The sequence below is a fragment of the Pigmentiphaga daeguensis genome (assembly GCF_039523035.1).
Classification (GTDB): Bacteria; Pseudomonadota; Gammaproteobacteria; order Burkholderiales; family Burkholderiaceae_B; genus Pigmentiphaga; species Pigmentiphaga daeguensis.
Genome location: NZ_BAAAEN010000002.1, coordinates 76228 through 93582, shown reverse-complemented (window position 1 = coordinate 93582; position 17355 = coordinate 76228). Strand labels below are relative to the sequence as shown.

Sequence of the window (17355 nt, the reverse complement as noted above, 5' to 3'; positions counted from 1 at the left end):
TCTGCCCCACTATAATTGCCTGCTTTATTATTGTCGACAATTTTATTGCACAACAAAAAGGGCGCCCCCTGGGGCGCCCCGTGCCGTGCTTACCTGCTCTTGCCTTCGCCCTCGTAGGCGAACTTGCCGTCGCGCACGATGCCCATGACGCGCGAGCGTTCGTCGAACCCCTGGTGGTCGCTGGCCGAGATGTTCAATACTCCGTTGGGTACGGTCAGGTTGGTGGTCGATTCGATCGCGTCGCGCAGCGCGGCGCGGAACTCCGGCGTGCCGGGCTTGGCGCCCTTCTTCAGCGCGCGTCCCACCGCATCGTCCAGCAGCATCCAGGCTCCCCAGGCGTCGCCTGCGAACTGGGTGACCGAACCGGCGCCGAACTTGGCCTCATAGCGGTCGACGAACTCGGTGGCCACCTTCTTGACCGGGTGCGAGGCCGGCAGGCCGTGCGCCACCACGCCGGGGCCGGTCGGGAACAGCGTGCCTTCCACCGCCTTGCCGCCCAGGCGCAGGAACTCGGGCGTGGCGATGCCGTGGGTCTGGTAGAGCTTGCCCCGGTAGCCGCGGTCCACCAGCGTCTTCTGCGGCAGCAGCGCCGGGGTGGACGAGGCGGCCACCAGGATGGCGTCGGGCTTGGCCACCATCAGCTTGAGCACCTGTCCGGTCACCGAGGTATCGGTACGGTTGTAGCGCTCGTTGGCGACGACCTTGATGCCGGCCTTCTGCGCCAGCGGCGAAAACTCGTTCCACCAGCTCTCGCCATAGGAATCGTTGAAGCCGATGAAGCCGACCGTCTTCACCCCGGCGCGGGCCATGTGTCCGACGATGGCGCTGGCCATGAGCGAATCGTTCTGGGGCATCTTGAAGGCCCATTTGCGCTTGGCGTCGGCATGGGGCTCGATGATGGAGGCATTGGCCGCCAGGGCCACCATGGGCGTCCTGCTTTCGGCGATCACGTCCAGCACCGCCAGCGCGGCCGGCGTGGTGTTGGGGCCGACCAGGACGTCGATGTGCTGCTCGGACGTGAGCTTGCGCACATTGGTGACGGTATTGGTGGGATCGGACGCGTCGTCCAGGATGATGTAGCTGGCCTTCTGGCCGCCCAGCGTGGGCGGCCACATCATGACCACGTTCTTGGAGGGAATGCCGATCGCCGCCGCCGGGCCGGTGGTGGCGAGATCGATGCCGACCGTGATGTCCGCTTTCGCGGCCGTTGCCAGCGCCAGCCCGGCCAGCAGGAAGCCGCGCAATGCCCATGATTTCATTTGAACCCCCGGAATGAGAACCGGCCGGAAAAAACCCCCGCGATGGGGCCGGCCATGTCCGCTAGTTTACGCCGCCGGGGGGCCGGCGGGCGGCCGCTTCCGGGTCATTCGAGCAGGTCGGCCCCCAGTTCCCCCGAGGCGATGCGCACATCCACCTCGGCCTGCATCACCGCCTCGAGCAAGTCCAGGTAGGTGTTCTTTTTTTCGGCCACGGCCTGGATCGCATCGACCAGGTCGAGGATGCTGCCCCGGCCCAGCGTGTAGGAATCCTGCGCCATCTGCCGCAGGCGCGGGATCATGGACAGGCCTTCCTTCTCGAAGCGGTCGGCCAGCTGCTGGCGACGGTTGAGCTGCTCGGTGGCGCGGCGCAGTTCGCTTTCCGCGGCCACGACGATGGCCCGGCTGCGCAGGCGCATGCCGTCGGCCTCGGCGGCCGCGCGCGCGATGGGCCCCTGGTTGCGGTCGAACAGCGGAATGGCCACCGACACGCCGTACTCGGTGCTGCGGCCCTCGTTGTTGTTCAGCCGGCCGACCATGAAAGTGGGCGTGGGATAGGCCTGGCGCCGCTCGGCCTCCAGCTGCTTCTCGGCGAAGGCTTGCTGGGCCAGCGCCGCGCGCACCGCGGGCAGGCGGTTCTGCGCCTGCGGCCAGATGGCGTCGAAACTCAGGGCATTCCAGTGCGAGACGATGGAACCGGCCGCGCGCGGCCGCCACGCCGGCGCGCCGACACTGGCCGCCACCCGGGCGGACGCCTGCAGCGTCTCGGCCTGGGCCTGGGCCAGTTGCGCATCCAGCGAGGCGCGCTCCACCTCGAGCCGGGTCAGATCGTAGCGGCTGCGCGCCCCCGCCTGGACCTGGCCTTGCACGATGCGGAAGGCGCCTTCCAGGTCGTCCTTGGCGTCCAGCCAGCGCTTCTCGCGCTCCTGCGATACCAGCAGCGACATGAAGTCCCGGGCCGCATCCTGCAGGGCCTGGGCATAGACCAGCCGCAGTTGTGCCCGGGCCGCCTCGACGCCGCTCTTGGCGCTCTCGATGCGGGCGCCGCGCTGGCCGAAGATCGGAATGTCCTGCGAGATGGTGGTTTCCTTCTCGCCCCGCTTGTGGGTATAGGCCACGCTGGGGTTGGAGAAGGTCTGGGCCGTCATCAGGTCGGCCTCGGCCATCGCCACCTGCGTGCGCTCGGCCTGCAGCGCGGGGCTGGAGGTCTTGACCAGTTCCAGCAGCTGGGGCAGCGACACTTCGGTGCCCAGCGCCGGGGGCAGATCGGCCGCGCGCGCCGCCGGCAGGCACAGCGCGACCAGCAGGATACCTAGATACTTACGCATTTTCGTTGTCCATAGATGCCGCGTCGCGCTCCTCGGCGGTCAGCATGCGCCTGGGTCCCAGCCAGGCATACAGCACGGGCAGCACGAACAGCGCCACCAGCGGCAGCACCGCCATGCCTCCCACCACCACGGAAGCGAACGGACGCTGGGTCTCGCTGCCCACGCCGGTGGACAAGGCCATGGGCAACAGGCCGATCAGGCCCAGCAGCGCCACCATCAGGATGGAGCGCATGCGCTCGGCGGCCCCCTCGATCAGCGCGGGAACCAGCGCCACGCCCTCGCGCCGCAGGTTCTCGACCGCGCTCAGGACCAGCAGGCCGGCCAGCGCCACCTGCCCCAAGAGGGCGATGAAGCCGATCGCCGCGCTGATGGACAGGTCGATGCCGGTCAGGTGCAGCGCGACGATGCCGCCTATCATGGCGAACGGCGCGGTCAGCAGGATGATGGACGCGCTGCGCGCGCTGCCCAGCGCGCTGAAGAGCAGGACGAACACCACCAGCAGCGACAGCGGCACGACGATCTTCAGGCGGGCCGAGGCGCGCTGCTGGTTCTCCCACTGGCCGCCCCACTGGGCGATGTAGCCCTCGGGCATCTTCACGTCCTTCTTGAAGGCGGCGATGGCCTCTTTCACGACCGAGCCCATGTCGCGCCCCTGGACGTTGAACTTCAGCGCCATGTAGCGGGCGTTGCCCTCGCGGAAGATCGAGGAGTTGCCCACCTTGAAGCTGATGCTGGCCAGGGCGTGCAGCGGCACGTAGGTGCCGTCGGGCGCCGAGACCTGGATCTCGCGTATGCGTGCCTCGTCCATCCGGTCCACGTAGGGCAGGCGCACCCGCACGGGCACGCTGCGCTCGCCTTCCCAGGCGGTGGTGACCACCTTGCCCGCCAGCGCGGTCTCGACGGCGGTGTCGGCCACTTCCATGGAAATGCCGTAGCGCGCCAGCGCGTCGCGGTTGAACTCGATGTGCAGCTGCGGGGCCGGTGCGTCGCGGTACAGGTCCAGGTCGACCACGCCATCGATGTGGCTGACGGCCTCCTTGGTCTGCTGCAGGATGCCGCGCATGGTCTCGATCTCGCTGCCGAACACCTTCAGCACCACGTGGCCGCGCGCGCCCGAGGTCGATTCCTCGACGCTGTCGCGGATGGGCTGGGCGAAGTTGAACTGCACGCCAGGGATGTCCGCCAGGGACTGGCGCATCTGGGCCACCAGTTCGTCCTTGGTCAGGCCCTTGCGCCACTGGGCGCGTTCCTTCAGGCGCACCAGCACCTTGGCGACGTTGATGGTCTCGTTGTCGGTGCCGTCTTCCGGCCGCCCCTGCTCGCTGGTGACGGAGATCGCCTCGGGCACCTCCTTGAGCCGCATGCGTATGGTGCGCAGCAGCTCCTGCCCCTTCTCCAGCGAGATCGACGGCGGCATCTGCACCAGCACGTAGGCGTCGCCCTCGTCCAGTTCGGGCAGGAACTCGGTCCCCAGTTGCGAACCCGCGTACAGCGCCAGCAACAGCGCCACGACGGCCACGGCGAACACGTTGCGCCGGTTGCGGCGGCTTTCCAGCACGCGCGCGATCCATCCCGAATAGGCATGGTGCATGCGCAGGAACACCGCCGGCTCGGGCGCCACCACGTCCTTGGGACGCAGCAGCAGCGCGCACAGCGCGGGCACCAGCGTCAGCGCGAACACCAGCGCGCCGACCAGCGCGAAAGTGTAGGTCATGGCCAGCGGGCGGAAGATGCGGCCTTCGATGCTTTCCAGCGAAAACACGGGGATCAGGGCCGCGATCACGATGGCCATCGCGAACAGCGTCGGCTTGGCCACCGACATGGCGGCCTCGATGATCAACTCGAACATGTCGCGGCGCGAGGCGGGTTTTCGCAGCCTGGCCTTGTGGATGATGGCCTCGGTCAGCACCACCGCGCCGTCGACGATGATGCCGAAGTCGATGGCGCCCATGGAGATGAGGTTGGCCGGCATGCCCAGGAAATGCAGGCCGACGAACGCCACCAGCAGCGACAGCGGGATGACCACCGCGACGATCAGCGAACCGCGCAGGCTGCGCAGGAACAGCCACAGCACGCCCACGATCAGCGTCGCGCCGAACAGCAGGTTGTGATAGACGGTATGCAGCGTATGGCCGACCAGGTGCGAGCGGTCATAGCTCGGCTCGATGCGCATGCCCGTGGGCAGCATGTGCGCGTTGATGTCGTCCACCTTGGCGTGGACCTGGTCCAGCACCTTGCTGGGATTCTCGTCGCGCTTGAGCAGCACGATGCCTTCGACGATGTCGTCCTCGTCGTTCATCCCCACCGAGCCCTGGCGCGGCGTGTAGGACTGCACCACGCGGGCCACGTCCTTGACGCGCACGGGGGTGTTGTTGTGCACGTCCAGCACGATGGTCTCGATGTCGCGCGGCGTGCGCAAGAGGCCGATGCCGCGGATGATCAGCGATTGCTCGCCGCGGCGCAGCAGCCCGCCGCCCACGTTCTGGTTGGACTTCGAGACGGCCTCGACCACCTGGTCCAGCGTCAGGTTGTGCGCCATCAGCTTGGCCGGATCCACCTCGATGTGGAACTCCTTGACGAAGCCGCCCATGCTGACCACATCGGCCACGCCCTGGATCTGCTTGAGGACCCGGGCCACGGTCCATTCCTGCTCGGAGCGCAGCTGGGCCAGCGTGTGGCGGTCGCTGTTGAGCCGGTAATAGAAGATCTTGCCCAGCGGCGTGTTGTCGGGCGCCATCTCCGGCGTCACGCCGTCGGGCAGGTCGGCCGACGGCAGCCGCTGGGTGACCTGCACCCGCGCGTCGAAGCTCTTGGTCTTGTCGTCGAAGACCATGGTGATCATCGACAGGCCGAAATAGCTCTCGGACCGCAGCGACACCAGCCCGGGCGTGCCGTTCAGCGCCCGCTCGAGGGGAAACGTCACCTGCCGCTCGACCTCTTCCGGCGCCAGGCCGGGGGCGAGCGAGATGACGCCCACCTGGACGTTGGTGACGTCGGGATAGGCCTCGATGGCGGTGTTCAGGAAGGCGTAGACGCCGTAGATGGCGACGATCAGCGTCGCGGTCAGCGCCACCAGGCGGCGATGGACCACCAGCGCAATGAGTGAACGCATGGCGGATCCTTACAGCAGTTGGTTGGCGGCGCCGTCGAGCAGCAAGCCGCCCTTGGTGACCACCTTGTCGCCCGGCTCGATGCCCGACAATACGGGGATGTAGCCGTTGGACGGTTGGCCCAGCGACACGGTACGCGCCTCGAACACGTTGTCCGAGACCTGGACGAATACGATGGAGCGCTGGCCGTCCTTGATCAGCACCGAGGTGACGGGCACCGACAACCCCTCGGCGGCGCGGCTCTGGATGCCGGCCCGGGCCAGCATGCCCGCGCGCAGGTTGGGATTGGAGTCGTCCAGCGTGATGAACACCTGCCCGCGGCGGGTCTGGGCGTTCAGGGCCGAGCCCACGCGCAGCACCTTGCCCGTCAGGGGCCGGTCCAGCGAGGCCACCACGATCTGCACCGGCGCCCCCTGGGCGATCGTGCTGAGGTCGCTTTCGAAGACGTCGGCGTTGATCCACAGCGCGGTCGGATCGCCCACGGTGAACAGCGATCCGGAATCGGGTCCCACCGACGCGCCGGGCGTGGTGTTGCGGTTGATGACCACGCCGGCGCGCGGCGCGCGCAGCAGCAGCGTGTCGCTGCCGCCGCCGCCCAGGAAGCTGGCGGCCCGCGACGCCACGTCGGCGTTGTGCTGGGCCTCCTGCAGCTTGGCCTCGGCCACGACCAGTTCGGCCTCGATGCCGATGCCCTTCTCCATCATCAGGCGCTGGCGCTTGGCCTCGGCCTGGGCCACCCGCAGTTCGACCTGGGCATTGGCGTAGTCGGCCCGCACGCGCGAGGCGTCGGGGCTGGACAGCGTCGCCAGCGGCGTTCCGGCCTTGACCACGTCGCCCACCTGGGCCTGGACCTGGAGGATGCGGCCGGATGCCGGCGCCACCACCTCGGCCACCTGTTCCTCGCGGAAAGCCACCCGGGCCGGCGCCCACACCACGTGCACCGCGCCCTGGGTCCCCATTTCCTGGATTTCCATGTACTTGAGCGAGGCCGGCTTGACGCGGACCTGCCCGGGCGCGAGCGGCGCGGCGTTTTCGGTGGGAGCCGGAGGAGCCTCTTGCTTGTCCGAGCAGGCCGCCAGGGCAAGCAGACAGGTGACGACGACAAAATGGGCAAAACGCGGCATGAGCGACCTTTGACGATTTTACGGCTCGGATCGGTCGTCGACGCGTCCCACGGCGCGAGGCACTCCTGATCCGGATCGCGTGATGTTAGCGACCGGCTGAAAGGGAAAGCATGGCCGAAACATTACCGTTTTGTCATTTTTCCCAGCCTGGGCAGCGTGATACGGGCCACCAGGCCGGGGCCGGCGTCGTCCAGGTCCAACGAAGCGTTGTGGAGGCTGGCGATGGCCGTCACGCTGGCCAGGCCCAGGCCGTAGCCCGGTACGCGGCGGTTGAGCCGGAAGAACCGGGTCCCGACCTTGGAGCGCTCGATGGCCTGGATGCCGGGCCCGTTGTCCTGCACCACCAGCGACACCGTGTCGCTTTCTCGCTGCGTGCTGACCGTGACGCGGGCGGGGCTGCCGGCGTATTTGATCGCGTTGTCCAGCAGGTTGGCCACGGCGCTGGCCAGCAGGTCCTTGTCGCCCGCCGCCATGACGTCTTCGTCCATGCGCACGCGCAGCTCCACGCCCTTTTCCTCGGCCACCGGCTCGTACAGTTCCACCACGTCGGCCACGATGTCGTTCAGCGATACCGGTTGGAAAGCCTGGCGCCGAGCGCCCGACTCCGCCTCGGCGATCTGCAGCAGCTTGTCGAAGACGATGGTGAGTTCCTCGATCTCGCGGATGGCGAAGGTCGTGGCCTGCGCCACCTGCGCCGGGTCCGTGCCCGGACGGCTGGCCACTTCCAGCTTGGCGCGGATCCGCGACAGCGGCGTGCGCAGATTGTGGGCGATGGTGTTGGAGACGTGCCGCACGCCGTCCATCAGGATCTCGATCCGGTCCAGCATCAGGTTGATGTCGTGGCTCAGGCGCGCGAACTCGTCGTCCTTGCCGGACACCGGGATGCGCTGCGTCAGGTCGCCGGCCTCGATCTGGGCGGCGGTGCGGCGGATCGCGCCGACCCGGCTCTCGAGCTGGTCGCGGAACACGATGGCGCCGATGATGGCCAGCAGCACCGAGACCACCGCCGCCGCCATCAGCGCGTTGCCGACCAGTTGCTCGAGGTCCTTCTGGTCGCGCATGTCGCGGCCGACCAGCAGGACGGACCCGTCGGCCAGCAGTTCCGTGCGGAACCGGCTGTAGGAGATGCGCCCGTCCCGCAGCACCTGCTTTTCGACGATCCCGAAGGTGGGCTTGAGCAGGTCGCGGGAAACGGCGATGTTGCCCGCCATTTTCTTGCCCGCCGCTGTGGCCAGCAGGTAGACCTCGGTATCGGAGTTGACGCCGTCGGTCAGGGTCTCGGTGATGTCGTCGGCCAGCCGCTCGGGCCCGTAGGCCTCGAAATGGCTGACCATCCGGTGGCTGGCCGACACCAGTTGCCGGTCGATGCGATTCTGCAGCACGCCGATGGTCTGCACGTACAGCACCGACAGCAGCACCATCATGAACAGCACCACCGACACGCCATAGCCCAGCGCGAGCCGGAACGCGACCGACTGCCACAGGCGCCGGACGAAGGCCAGCGGCCCGGTCTGGCGGCCGGGATAGTCGTCGTAGGCCGTGCTCAACGCGGCGCCGCCGAGATCATGTACCCCACCCCGCGCACCGTATGGATCAGGGGAGGCGCGAAGCCGTTGTCGATCTTGTTGCGCAGGCGGCTGATCTGCACATCGATCACGTTGGTCTGCGGATCGAAGCGATAGTCCCAGACCGCCTCGAGCAGCATGGTGCGGGTCACGACCTGTTCCTGGTTCAACAGCAGGTAGACCAGCAGGCGGAACTCGCGCGGCTGCAGCGTGATGGTCTTGCCGTCGCGCTCGACGGTGCGCTTGGTCAGGTCGGCCCGGAGATTGGCGATGCGCAGTTCGCGCACATCGTCGCGGGCACGGGCCCTGCGGTACAGGGCCTCGACCCGCGCCGCCAGCTCGGAGAACGCGAACGGCTTGGTGAGGTAGTCGTCGCAGCCGCCGCGCAGCCCCCTGACCCGCTCGTCCAGCCCCGCCAGCGCGCTCAGGATCAGCACGGGCGTCGTCTTGCCTATGCCTCGCAGCGTGGTCAGGATGGACAGGCCGTCCACGTCGTTGGGCAGCATGCGGTCCAGGATGATGACGTCCCAGGCCTCGGTCATGGCGCGATTGAGCCCGTCGGCGCTGTCGCGGCAGGCCGCCACCTCGTGGCCGGCCTCCTTCAGACCGTTGCAGATATAGCGCGAAGTATCGACTTCGTCTTCGATGACCAGGCAGCGCATGGCGGCTAACGATTCCCGACTGATGAAGATCCGGCGCGCGTGGATGGCGCCGGGCTCCTAATAGTCTACCCTCGTTGCCGCGACCAGGACGGCCGCCTCAGGCCTCGATGACGGCTTCCAGGAACTGGCGCGTGCGCGCGCGGGCCGGATGACCGAAGACCTGGGCGGACGGTCCGTCCTCGACGATGCGGCCGCCGTCGAAGAACAGGGTGCGGTCCGAGCTGCGCTCGGCGAACTTCATCTGGTGCGTCACGACGATCATCGTCATGGTGCGCCGCGCCGACAGCTCCCGCATGATCTCCAGCACGCCGCCCACCAGTTCCGGGTCCAGCGCCGAGGTCACCTCGTCGAACAGCATGACTTCCGGCCGCATGGCCAGCGCGCGGGCAATGCCGACCCGTTGCTTCTGGCCGCCGGAAAGATTGGCGGGATACCGATCCAGCTTGTCTCCCAGCCCCACCATATCCAGGTATTCGCGCGCCCGCTGCTCGGCCTCGTCCCGGCCCAGCCCCAGCACGTGCCTGGGCGCCTCGGCCACATTGCGCAATGCCGTCATATGGGGGAACAGGTTGAAGTGCTGGAACACCATGCCTATCCGTCCCCGCACCCTGCGCAGATGCGCCGGCCGGGCCGGGACTTCCCGGCTGCCCCGCCGTTCGGTCCACATGGATTCGCCATCGATCAGGATGCGGCCGGCATCGGGCCGCTCCAGCGTCATCAGCAGGCGCAGCAGCGTCGACTTGCCGGACCCCGACGGACCGATCAGCGCGACCGTCTGGCCGGCCGGAATGTGCAGGTCCAGGCCCCGCAGCACCTCGACCTCGCCGTAGCGCTTGCAGACATTCTCCAGCGTGACACTGGCGCTCATGCGTCCTCCTTCATGTCGTCGTCCGGCTCAGCGCAGCCTGGCTCCCACGCGCCTCACTCCCCAGGCCGCGGCCAGGCTCAGCGCCAGGAAGATCAGCCCCACCAGCGTGAGCGGCTCGGTATAGCGGAACGTGGCCGAACCGGCGATCTTGCTGGCCTGGAGCAGTTCCACCACGGTGATGGCCGACAGCAGCGGCGTATCCTTGAACATGGCGACGAAGTAGTTCCCCAGCGCCGGCACGATGGGCGGGATCGCCTGCGGCAGGATGACGTCCCGCAGCGTCCGCCAGCGACCGAGATTGAGCGCCAGCGCCGCGTCCGACTGCCCGCGCGGCACGCTTTCCAGGCCGGCCCGGTACACCTCGGCGCAGTAGGCGGCGTAGTGCACGCCCAGTCCCAGTACGCCGGTGGCCAGCGGCGAGAACTGCACGCCCGTGACCGGCAGCACGTAGAACAGGAAGAACAGTTGCATCAGCAGCGGCGTGCTGCGCACGAACTCGATGACCAGCGCCGCGCCCCAGGCCAGCAGCCGCAGCGGCGCCCTTCGCATCAGCGCCAGCACCAGCCCCAGCGTCACGGCCAGCGCCATGCCCAGCAGCGTGGCCTGCACGGTGATCGCCAGGCCGTCCAGCAAGGTGGGCAGCACGGCGCGGGCATAGCCCCAGTCGAACAGCGGCTGGCTGGCGGCCGCGCTCATGTCCGCCCCCGGTGGCGGGCCGCACGCCGCTCCAGCAGCCGCATGCCGCCGTTCAGGACCTGGGCGGCGGCGAAATACATGAGCAGCGCGATGCTGAACACCTCCACGGTGCGGAAAGTCTCGCTGCGCAGCAGTTGCGCGCTGAAGGTCAGGTCGGTGATGGTGATCAGCGACACCAGGGCGGTGTTCTTGAGCAGTTCGATCAGGAGGTTGCCGGCCGGCGGCAGCATCAGCGGCACGGCCTGCGGCACCAGGATGCGCCACAGCGTGGCCGTCGGCGTCATGTTCAGCGCCACCGCGGCCTCGGCCTGCCCCTTGGGCACGTTGGCGATCGCGCCGCGCACGATCTCGGCTCCGTAGGCCCCGGTATGCAGGCCCAGCACCAGGATGCCCGCCCAGACCGCCGGCAGCCGCAGGCCCAGCAGGGGCAGCACGTAGTAGACCCAGAAAAGCTGCACCAGCGCGGACGTTCCGCGGAACACCTCCACGTAGCAGGCCGCGGGCCACGATAGGTAGGGCCGCCGCGACATGCGCCCCAGGCCGGACAGCAGCGCCGCCGGGATGGCCAGCGCCGCCGCGCCCGCGGTGAGCTGCAAGGTGACCCACAGGCCGCGCAGCAAGGGCGGCAATAGCTCGGGAAGGTCGGTCATGACGGATCGGAGGCCGGGGCGGGCGCGGCGGCGGGAGACTGCCCGCACAACTGCGCCGACGTCGCGTCGCCCGGCAGTTCGTTCGCGGTGAAGCCGAAAGGCTCGACCAGGCGCTGGTGCTCGGGCGTCCCGATGAAATGCGCCAGCTCGCGGTCGAAGGCTTCGCGCAGCGCCACGTCCCCCTGGCGGAAGCCGAACGCGCCGTACCCGCGCACCGCTTCGCCGTTCTCGGTAGGCTGGACGAACCGGGCCACCTTGTCGATCTGCCAGTCCGGCACCTTGGTCAGCACGTAGTTCAAAGTCAGCGCCGTCGCGGCATAGACGTCCGCCCGCCCCGCCACCACGCCCTCGACCGCGCTGACCACGTCGGGAAACACCACGACCTGCGACGGCGGCACGCCCGCGCGCGCGGCGTAGTCGTTCTGCACCGCCCCGACCACCACGCCCACGCGGGCGCCGGGGTCGGCGGCCACGTCGGCATAGCCATGCAATCGGCGCGGATTGTCCGTACGCTGGAGGAACCCGTCGCCCACGCCGTAGGTGGGATTGGAGAAGGCGATCTGGCGGCACCGGTCGGGCAGCACGTACATGCCGGCGGCGATCATGTCAAAACGGCCGGCCAGGAGGCCCGGGATCAGCGCGCCGAACTCGGTCAGCACGCCTTCGACCTCGCCTATGCCCAGCCGCCCCAGGATCACGCGGGCGATTTCCGGGGCTTCGCCGGTCAATCGGCCCGCCCGGCTGTCCATGTAGGCGAACGGCGCCTCGTTCGCATAGCCGATGCGCAACCGGCCGGCCTGGACGGCGCGCTGCAGGCTGTCGGGCTGGGCCGCGGCCCCGGGAGTCGCGCCAGCGTCGGCCGCTCCCGCCGAAGGCGCGATGCCTGCCAGCCATACCGCCGTCCACGTCGCAAGAAGAAAACGAGTCATGAGTCGCCCGGGCAATACCAAGGCAAATCATATCTCCTAATAATATTTCAGTTCAAATCAATTGAAGGCGAATGATCTGGACGATGCGCGATGGCCCGGACGTGAAAACGCCCGCGCGCGCGACCTGGGGCCGCGGGTCGGGGGCGTCGGGCGCGGCGGCTGGCCGCCGCGCCGGGTTGCCTTGCAGGATGCCGTCAGGCGGCGCGACGACGGGAATCGAAGCGGCGCACGGGCGCGTCGCGGCGATCGCCTTCCGGACGGGCCGCGCGGGGACGGTCGGCCCAGGCCTGGGCCGGACGCTCGCGGCGGTCGCCTTCGGGGCGGCCGCCCTGGGGACGATCGCCCCAGGTGCGCTCGCCCTGCGGACGGTCGCCACGCGGCCGGGCGGCGTAGCCCTGGCCTTCGGGCGAACGCTCGCGGCGATCGTCCTGGAAGCGCGGCTCGTACCGGCGCTCACCGTAGCCCTGGCGTTCGCCCTGGGACGGTTCGCCATGGCGGCGCTCGCCGCGCGGACGGTCGCCGAAAGCCGGACGCTCGTCGCGGTTGCGGTCGAAATGGCCACGGCCTTCGTACTGCCGCTGCCCGCCTTCACGATTCTGGTAGCCGCCACGGCCGCCCTGGCGCCAGCCCGGCTTGCCGCCGGGGCCGCCGCGGCGCGGACGGTCGGAGCCGGGCCGCGGCGCGCGCTGCGGCTCGAGTCCGGGGATCACCTGGACGGGGATGCTCTGGTCCGTATAACGCTCGATGGTGCGGATCTTGTGACGCTCGCCATGCGCGGCCAGCGTGAACGCCAGGCCGTCGCGGCCCGCGCGGCCGGTACGGCCGATGCGGTGCACGTAGTCCTCGGCCTGCATGGGCAGGTCGAAGTTGACGACGTGGCTGATGCCTTGCACGTCGATACCCCGCGCCGCCACGTCGGTGGCGACAAGGATCTGCACCCGGCCGCGCTGCATGTTGCCCAGGGTACGGGTACGCTGGCGCTGGTTCATGTCGCCATGCAACGCCTCGGCGGCGAAGCCCTGGTCGGCCAGCGTGTCGGCCAGATCGTCGGCCGCGCGCTTGGTCGAGGTGAAGACGATGGCCTGCTGGATGTTGACGTCGCGCAGCAGGTGGTCCAGCAGGCGCATCTTGTGCTCCATGTCATCCGCGTACAGCAGCGACTGGGTGATGTTGGCGTGCTTTTCCTTCTGGCTGGCGATCTCGATGCGCTGGGGGTCGCGCATCATCTTGGCAGCCATCCGGGCCACCGAGCCGTCCAGCGTGGCCGAGAACAGCAGCGTCTGCCGGGTGGCGGGCGTGCGCGCCACGATGGCCTCGATGTCGTCGATGAAACCCATGTCCAGCATGCGGTCGGCCTCGTCCAGCACCAGGACCTCGACCTCGGACAGGTTCACCTTGCCGGACTGGACGTGGTCCAGCAGACGGCCCGGGGTCGCGACCAGCACGTCGACCCGGCGCGACAGCGCCTTCAACTGGGCACCATAGGGCATGCCGCCGACGACCGTGGCCGTGCGCAGCCAGTTCAGCGCCTTGCCATAGGTGCGGGTGGCTTCCGACACCTGCTGGGCCAGCTCGCGCGTGGGGGTCAGCACCAGCACGCGCACGCCGGGCGTGCGCAGCGGCGAAGCCTGGACCTGCCGGTTCAGGGCCGGCAGCATGAAGGCCGCGGTCTTGCCGCTACCGGTCTGGGACGACACCATGAGGTCGTGCCCCTCCAGCGCCAGCGGGATGGCCCGGGCCTGGACCGGCGTCGGCTCGGTAAAGCCGGCTTCGGTCAGCGCGCCGACGATGGCGGGAGCAAGGCCGAGTTCAGTGAAAGACATATTCATTCCTTACGTTACGTATGGCGCAACGCAAGCCTTTCCCCGCCGGACATACCCGGACGCGCGAAAAACGCGGCCATGGCCCCGCCAAGGACGGGGCCGGATTCATCGAGCCTGGAAAGCTGGCGCTACGCTGCGGAGACGGACACGGCCGCTCCGGACGGATCATCGGCGCCGACCGATATCACCGTGCGCGCAACGCAAAGGGAAAAACGAGGTCAGAGACGATGCAGTTTTCGGTCAACCCACTTGGTTACCGATCGTCTGCATGAAGGCCACACCGGTGCCCGACAGGGCGATGGCGTGATTTGTGCAGTACAGCAATATTACCCCAGATTTACCCTAATAGATACCCCACAAAACCACACACCTCAAAAAAATACCCCCACGCTTGCCGCTACGCGGCGGCGCTGCCCCCCGAGGGGGCGCTTTTTGCCTTGGGGCGGCCCGGCGGCAAAAAATATGCCCCCACGCTTGCCGCTACGCGGCGGCGCTGCCCCCCGAGGGGGCGCTTTTTGCCTTGGGGCGGCCCTGCGGCAAAAAAACAGGCCGCCAACAACCATCGACGGCCCCACACAGACCCAGGGCACAGCGGATCCGGCTCCGCCGGTCCGCCAGTGCCGCCCCCTGGGGGGCGCGCGTAAGCGCGTACGGGGGGGTCAGTCCGCCAGTTCCACCTCCGGCTGCGGCGCGGCCTTCGGCGGCGTATCGTCGAAGTTGAGCTTGATCTCGTCGTCGACCATGTCCACGGTCACCCGGCCGCCGCTGACCAGCTTGCCGAACAGCAGTTCGTCGGCGAGCGCGCGGCGGATGGTGTCCTGGATCAGGCGCTGCATGGGACGCGCGCCCATCAGCGGATCGAAGCCCTTCTTGCCCAGGTAGGCGCGCAGGGCATCGGTGAAGATGACCTCGACGCGCTTCTCGTGCAGTTGCTCTTCCAGCTGCATCAGGAACTTGTCGACCACGCGCAGGATGATCTCTTCGTTCAGGGCCTTGAACGAAATGATCGAGTCCAGGCGGTTGCGGAACTCCGGCGTGAACATGCGCTTGATTTCCGCCATCTCGTCGCCCTGCTCGCGCGCGCCGGAGAAGCCGATCACGTTCTTCTGCAGAGTTTCGGCACCGGCGTTGGTCGTCATGATGATGATGACGTTGCGGAAATCCGCCTTCCGGCCGTTGTTGTCCGTCAGCGTTCCGTGGTCCATGACCTGCAGAAGGATGTTGAAGACCTCGGGGTGGGCCTTCTCGATCTCGTCCAGCAGCAGCACGCAGTGCGGCTTCTTGGTGATGGCCTCGGTCAGGAGGCCGCCCTGGTCGAAGCCGACGTATCCCGGCGGCGCGCCGATCAGGCGCGAGACGGCATGGCGCTCCATGTACTCGGACATGTCGAAGCGCAGCAGCTCGATGCCCAGGATGAAGGCGAGCTGCTTGGCCACCTCGGTCTTGCCGACGCCGGTGGGACCGGAGAACAGGAACGCGCCGATGGGCTTGTCGGGCTTGCCCAGCCCCGAGCGCGCCATCTTGATGGACGCGGACAGCGCGTCGATGGCGGCGTCCTGGCCGAACACCACGGCCTTCAGGTCGCGCTCGAGCGTGGCCAGCTTGCTGCGGTCGTCGCTGGAGACCGATTGCGGCGGGATCCGGGCGATCTTGGACACGATGTCCTCGATCTCGGCCTTGCCGATGACCTTCTTCTGCCGCGACTTGGGCAGGATGCGCTGGGCCGCGCCGGCCTCGTCGATGACGTCGATGGCCTTGTCCGGCAGGTGGCGGTCGTTGATGAATTTGGCCGACAGTTCGGCGGCCGCCGACAGCGCCGCCGACGAGTACTTGACGCTGTGGTGGTCCTCGAACCGCTGCTTGAGGCCGCGCAGGATCTGCACGGTCTGCTCGACGCTGGGCTCGTTGACGTCGATCTTCTGGAAGCGCCGCGACAGGGCATGATCCTTCTCGAAGATGCCGCGGTATTCGGTGTACGTGGTCGCGCCTATGCACTTGAGCTGGCCCGAGGACAGGGCCGGCTTGAGCAGGTTGGAGGCATCCAGCGTACCGCCCGACGCGGCGCCGGCGCCGATGAGGGTGTGGATCTCGTCGATGAACAGCACCGCCTTGGGGCTTTCCTTGAGCTGCTTGAGCACCGCCTTCAGGCGCTGCTCGAAGTCGCCGCGGTACTTGGTGCCCGCCAGCAGCGCGCCCATGTCCAGGGAATAGACGCAGGCATCCGCCAGCACGTCGGGCACGGCGCCTTCGGTGATGCGCCAGGCCAGGCCCTCGGCGATGGCGGTCTTGCCCACGCCGGCCTCGCCCACCAGCAGCGGATTGTTCTTGCGGCGGCGGCACAGCACCTGGATGACCCGCTCGACCTCGCTGTCGCGGCCGATCAGCGGATCGATCTTGCCGGCCTTGGCGGCCACGTTCAGGTTCTGGGTGTACTGGTCCAGCGGCGACTGCTTGGCCTCGGCCTCGGCTTCCGCCTCGGGTTCCTTGGGCGTGCTGGAGGACTCCAGCTGGGGCTGCTTGGTGATGCCGTGGGACATGAAGTTGACCACGTCCAGGCGGGTGATGCCCTGCTGGTGCAGGTAATAGACCGCGTGGGAATCCTTTTCGCCGAAGATGGCGACCAGCACGTTGGAGCCGGCCACTTCCTTCTTGCCGTTGCCCGTGGACTGCACGTGCATGATCGCGCGCTGGATGACGCGCTGGAAACCCAGCGTGGGCTGGGTATCGGCCTCTTCCGTGCCCGGGATCACGGGCGTGTTGTCGTTGACGAAATTGCGCAGGTTGCGGCGCAGGTCGTCCAGGTTGGCGGCGCAAGCGCGCAGCACCTCGGCCGCCGACGGATTGTCGAGCAGCGAGAGCAGCAGATGCTCTACCGTGATGAATTCGTGCCGAGCCTGACGGGCCTCGACGAACGCCATGTGAAGGCTAACTTCCAATTCTTGAGAAATCACGCTTCCTCCATGATGCACTGAAGCGGATGCTGGTTCTGCCGTGAGAAACGGCTTACCTGGTCGATCTTGGTCCTGGCGATGTCCCGCGGATAGATTCCGCAGACGCCGCGACCCTCGTGATGCACCTTGAGCATGATCTGGGTGGCCTGCTCGCGCCCCTTGCTGAAAAATTTCTCCAATACCAGCACAACGAACTCCATCGGCGTGAAATCATCGTTCAACAACACCACCGTGAACATTGGAGGTGGTTTGGTCTTCGACGGTTCCCGCTCAAGCAGCGTTGTCTGATCCGGTTGAGAATCGAACCCGGTGCCCATGCGCCTATTCTATCCACTTGAAAGTGCCCCGCAAGCCATCAGCATACTCCTATATGCCCGGGCCATCCCGAGCTTG

Annotated in this window: 13 protein-coding genes; all 13 read right to left on the bottom strand. The window is 67.9% G+C overall.

What is annotated here, in order from left to right; genetic code table 11:
* Positions 1-89 precede the first annotated feature (89 nt).
* Entirely contained in the window at positions 90-1259 is a 1170-nt protein-coding gene (locus ABD104_RS03010) for an ABC transporter substrate-binding protein (protein WP_343927103.1), read from the bottom strand.
* A gap of 104 nt (positions 1260-1363) precedes the next feature.
* Positions 1364-2584 carry a TolC family protein gene (locus tag ABD104_RS03005; RefSeq protein ID WP_087839616.1) on the bottom strand — a complete coding sequence of 407 codons (1221 nt, stop codon included), beginning with the start codon at positions 2582-2584 and terminating at the stop codon, positions 1364-1366.
* Positions 2577-5696 carry an efflux RND transporter permease subunit gene (locus tag ABD104_RS03000; RefSeq protein ID WP_087839617.1) on the bottom strand — a complete coding sequence of 1040 codons (3120 nt, stop codon included), beginning with the start codon at positions 5694-5696 and terminating at the stop codon, positions 2577-2579. The genes ABD104_RS03005 and ABD104_RS03000 overlap by 8 nt, the downstream gene beginning before the upstream one ends.
* Positions 5697-5705: 9 nt before the next feature.
* Complete coding sequence (locus ABD104_RS02995) at positions 5706-6818, bottom strand: efflux RND transporter periplasmic adaptor subunit (RefSeq protein ID WP_087839618.1); 1113 nt, start codon at positions 6816-6818, stop codon at positions 5706-5708.
* Positions 6819-6940: 122 nt separating this feature from the next.
* Entirely contained in the window at positions 6941-8365 is a 1425-nt protein-coding gene (locus ABD104_RS02990) for a sensor histidine kinase (protein WP_243724431.1), read from the bottom strand.
* A complete protein-coding gene (locus tag ABD104_RS02985) occupies positions 8362-9045 on the bottom strand; it encodes a response regulator transcription factor (protein ID WP_087839619.1) in 684 nt (227 codons plus the stop codon). The genes ABD104_RS02990 and ABD104_RS02985 overlap by 4 nt, the downstream gene beginning before the upstream one ends.
* Positions 9046-9142: 97 nt before the next feature.
* Entirely contained in the window at positions 9143-9913 is a 771-nt protein-coding gene (gene ehuA / locus ABD104_RS02980; protein ID WP_132979325.1) for an ectoine/hydroxyectoine ABC transporter ATP-binding protein EhuA, read from the bottom strand.
* 27 nt (positions 9914-9940) lie between these two features.
* Positions 9941-10609, bottom strand: a complete 669-nt coding sequence (ehuD, locus tag ABD104_RS02975; RefSeq protein ID WP_343927102.1) for an ectoine/hydroxyectoine ABC transporter permease subunit EhuD — start codon at positions 10607-10609, stop codon at positions 9941-9943.
* Complete coding sequence (gene ehuC / locus ABD104_RS02970; RefSeq protein ID WP_132979327.1) at positions 10606-11259, bottom strand: ectoine/hydroxyectoine ABC transporter permease subunit EhuC; 654 nt, start codon at positions 11257-11259, stop codon at positions 10606-10608. The genes ehuD and ehuC overlap by 4 nt, the downstream gene beginning before the upstream one ends.
* Positions 11256-12188, bottom strand: coding sequence for an ectoine/hydroxyectoine ABC transporter substrate-binding protein EhuB (gene ehuB / locus ABD104_RS02965; RefSeq protein WP_087839623.1), 933 nt, complete (start codon positions 12186-12188; stop codon positions 11256-11258). The genes ehuC and ehuB overlap by 4 nt, the downstream gene beginning before the upstream one ends.
* 194 nt (positions 12189-12382) lie before the next feature.
* A complete protein-coding gene (locus ABD104_RS02960; protein WP_132979329.1) occupies positions 12383-14011 on the bottom strand; it encodes a DEAD/DEAH box helicase in 1629 nt (542 codons plus the stop codon).
* 659 nt (positions 14012-14670) lie between these two features.
* Positions 14671-16962 (bottom strand): ATP-dependent Clp protease ATP-binding subunit ClpA, encoded by a 2292-nt coding sequence (gene clpA / locus ABD104_RS02955; protein ID WP_087839625.1) that lies wholly within the window; start codon positions 16960-16962, stop codon positions 14671-14673.
* Positions 16959-17279: an ATP-dependent Clp protease adapter ClpS gene (gene clpS / locus ABD104_RS02950; protein ID WP_087839626.1), complete on the bottom strand. Its 321-nt coding sequence runs from the start codon at positions 17277-17279 to the stop codon at positions 16959-16961. Before clpS ends, clpA begins: the two co-directional genes overlap by 4 nt.
* Positions 17280-17355: the final 76 nt, after the last annotated feature.

Excerpts from the sequence above, each read along its gene's own strand:
- ABD104_RS02995 (WP_087839618.1), bottom strand. The coding sequence starts at position 6,818 with ATGCCGCGTTTTGCCCATTTTGTCGTCGTCACCTGTCTGCTTGCCCTG.
- ABD104_RS02960 (WP_132979329.1), bottom strand. The coding sequence starts at position 14,011 with ATGTCTTTCACTGAACTCGGCCTTGCTCCCGCCATCGTCGGCGCGCTG.
- ABD104_RS03005 (WP_087839616.1), bottom strand. The coding sequence starts at position 2,584 with ATGCGTAAGTATCTAGGTATCCTGCTGGTCGCGCTGTGCCTGCCGGCG.
- ehuD (WP_343927102.1), bottom strand. The coding sequence starts at position 10,609 with ATGAGCGCGGCCGCCAGCCAGCCGCTGTTCGACTGGGGCTATGCCCGC.
- ehuA (WP_132979325.1), bottom strand. The coding sequence starts at position 9,913 with ATGAGCGCCAGTGTCACGCTGGAGAATGTCTGCAAGCGCTACGGCGAG.
- ABD104_RS02985 (WP_087839619.1), bottom strand. The coding sequence starts at position 9,045 with ATGCGCTGCCTGGTCATCGAAGACGAAGTCGATACTTCGCGCTATATC.
- ehuB (WP_087839623.1), bottom strand. The coding sequence starts at position 12,188 with ATGACTCGTTTTCTTCTTGCGACGTGGACGGCGGTATGGCTGGCAGGC.
- ABD104_RS03000 (WP_087839617.1), bottom strand. The coding sequence starts at position 5,696 with ATGCGTTCACTCATTGCGCTGGTGGTCCATCGCCGCCTGGTGGCGCTG.
- ehuC (WP_132979327.1), bottom strand. The coding sequence starts at position 11,259 with ATGACCGACCTTCCCGAGCTATTGCCGCCCTTGCTGCGCGGCCTGTGG.
- ABD104_RS03010 (WP_343927103.1), bottom strand. The coding sequence starts at position 1,259 with ATGAAATCATGGGCATTGCGCGGCTTCCTGCTGGCCGGGCTGGCGCTG.
- clpS (WP_087839626.1), bottom strand. The coding sequence starts at position 17,279 with ATGGGCACCGGGTTCGATTCTCAACCGGATCAGACAACGCTGCTTGAG.